The following is a 2,606-nucleotide window of genomic DNA, read 5'->3' on the forward strand; positions in this document are numbered from 1 at the left end:
GATACGCTGATCAGCGAGGCATTGATTCCGCAAATCCGTATGGTTGCCACTTTGATTGCAGGCGAAAGGCACGATTTTGAAGCAGACAGCCCTGCTGTCTTTACAGAGGAAGCCGACTTTTTTGCCGCACGCATCTTGGTATTGGGGGTACACCGTTTCCATCTGGATATCACATTGTTGCCTATGCTGAAAACCGCCAACCAACGCGCCCAAGCGTTTGCCAAACGCCACCATCTCCCATTTACCCCCGCCCAAATGCATATGAGCCTGCATGCCCGCCGTCCTGACAACTTGCTGATTGTCGAAACCGAACACGAAATGGAAAACCATGGCAGCCTGATTGCCAACAGCCTTGCTTTCGCAGCCAAACTTCCCCGCCTGCCTTTGTAAACCATATTGACGCACTTGATAAAAATCAAATTTGCACCATATTCCACGGCAAGGCGCAGTATATTGACGCGCAGTTTGCCGATAACGCTCGGCTTAGACAATACCACTTCAAAAAGGATAAAAAAATGAAAAAACTCATTGCCTTAGTCGCACTTTCCTCACTTGCTCTCGCTGCCTGCAAAGACAATACCCAAGCCCAGCTTGAGCAGCAGCAAAAACAAATCGAAGCGCTTCAGCAGCAACTTGCCCAACAACAAGACAATACGATTTACCAACTCACGCCGGAAGGTGTGAAAGATACCATTCCAGCCGAAGCGCAAGCCAACGGCAACAATGGTCAGCCTGTGACCGGAACAGACGGACAACAATATATTTACGACCAATCCACTGGCAGCTGGCTGCTCCAAAGCTTGGTCGGCACGGCGGCAGGTGCATTCATCGGTAACGCGTTGGCAAACAAATTCACACAAGCGCGTAATCAAAACAGCCCGATTGCCCAACGCGCACGCGCCCATTATTATCAAACGGCCCGTCCCAACAGCCGTACCAGCCAGCAACTCAATACCCGCAGCCTGCCTGCGCAACAACAGGCGGCGCAACAGCAACGTTACCGTCAAACAACCCAGCAGCCGTCCAATTATCGCCGCCCGATGAGTCGCGGTTTTGGCCGCCGCCGCTAAAGCCATTTGATTGTTTTAAACGGGTTGCTGATCAGAGAAAGACAGCATAACAGAGTTCGCAGATTTGCCGATTAAAACAGATGAAGGTCGTCTGAAAATTCAGACGACCTTTGTTTATCCCTAGCCATAAAATATAGTGGATTAACTTTAAATCAGGACAAGGCGACGAAGCCGCAGACAGTACAGATAGTACGGCAAGGCGAGGCAACGCCGTACTGCTTTAAAGTTAATCCACTATACAAGATGCCTTCAGTCAATACCCTTTATCAAAAGAAAAGGGGAATGCGGGCGCATCTGCATTTTCAGACGACCTGAGTTTCAAGTAAAATCTACCTCGTCTGAAACACACTCAATCTCTCAGTAAGGAAAACATCATGAGCAACCATCACAAACTCATCATCCTCGGCTCAGGGCCTGCCGGCTACACCGCCGCCGTCTATGCCGCCCGCGCCAACCTCAAGCCCGTCATCATTACCGGCGTCGAACAGGGCGGACAACTGATGACCACCACCGAAGTCGACAACTGGCCCGCCGACGCCGAAGGCGTACAAGGCCCGGAACTGATGGCGCGCTTCCTTGCCCATGCCGAACGCTTCGGCACCGAAATGATTTTCGACCAAATCCACACCGTCGATTTGCAAAACCGACCCTTCACCCTCAAAGGCGACATGGGCGAATACACCTGCGACGCCCTGATTGTCGCCACCGGCGCATCCGCCAAATATCTGGGGCTGCCCAGTGAAGAAACCTTTGCCGGCAAAGGCGTATCCGCCTGCGCGACCTGTGACGGTTTCTTCTATAAACAACAAGACGTAGCCGTCGTCGGAGGCGGCAATACTGCCGTAGAGGAAGCCCTTTACCTCGCCAACATCGCCAACACCGTTACCCTGATCCACCGCCGCGACAGCTTCCGCGCCGAAAAAATCATGGTGGACAAACTCATGCAGCGCGTTGAAGAAGGCAAAATCATCCTCAAACTCAACAGCAATCTGGAAGAAGTCTTGGGCGACGAAGGCGGCGTCACCGGCGCTCGCCTGAAACGCAACGACGGCACCACCGAAGATATTGCCGTCAAAGGCGTTTTCATCGCCATCGGCCATAAACCCAACACCGACATTTTCAAAGGCCAGCTCGATATGGATGAAACCGGCTACCTGAAAACCAAAGGCGGTACGGGCGACAACGTCGGCGCGACCAATATCGAAGGCGTATGGGCGGCAGGTGATGTTAAAGACCACACCTACCGCCAAGCCATCACCAGCGCGGCTTCCGGTTGCCAAGCCGCACTGGATGCCGAACGCTGGCTCGACCGCCAAGGGTTGTAAAATATAGTGGATTAAATTTAAATCAGGACAAGGCGACGAAGCCGCAGACAGTACAGATAGTACGGAACCGATTCACTTGGTGCTTCAGCACCTTAGAGAATCGTTCTCTTTGAGCTAAGGCGAGGCAATGCCGTACTGGTTTAAAGTTAATCCACTATAACAAACTTCCCATGCCGTAAAACAAACCCGCTCATACGCCTGAGTTCTGCTG

General features: G+C 52.2%; 3 protein-coding genes. All 3 read left to right on the plus strand.

Annotated elements, in window-relative coordinates; all coding sequences use genetic code 11:
* The coding region (locus tag HMPREF1051_RS08875; protein ID WP_003767376.1) for a hypothetical protein at positions 1-390 on the plus strand (390 nt) is incomplete at its 5' end.
* A 125-nt stretch (positions 391-515) separates the two neighbouring features.
* Positions 516-1,070 (plus strand): hypothetical protein, encoded by a 555-nt coding sequence (locus HMPREF1051_RS08880; protein ID WP_003767382.1) that lies wholly within the window; start codon positions 516-518, stop codon positions 1,068-1,070.
* A gap of 374 nt (positions 1,071-1,444) precedes the next feature.
* Complete coding sequence (gene trxB, locus HMPREF1051_RS08885; RefSeq protein ID WP_003767378.1) at positions 1,445-2,395, plus strand: thioredoxin-disulfide reductase; 951 nt, start codon at positions 1,445-1,447, stop codon at positions 2,393-2,395.
* Positions 2,396-2,606: the final 211 nt, after the last annotated feature.

The sequence above is a fragment of the Neisseria sicca VK64 genome, assembly GCF_000260655.1.
Taxonomy (GTDB): domain Bacteria; phylum Pseudomonadota; class Gammaproteobacteria; order Burkholderiales; family Neisseriaceae; genus Neisseria; species Neisseria sicca_B.

Bases quoted from the DNA above. Each gene is read 5' to 3' on its own strand.
- HMPREF1051_RS08880 (WP_003767382.1), top strand. From the start codon at position 516: ATGAAAAAACTCATTGCCTTAGTCGCACTTTCCTCACTTGCTCTCGCT.
- trxB (WP_003767378.1), top strand. From the start codon at position 1,445: ATGAGCAACCATCACAAACTCATCATCCTCGGCTCAGGGCCTGCCGGC.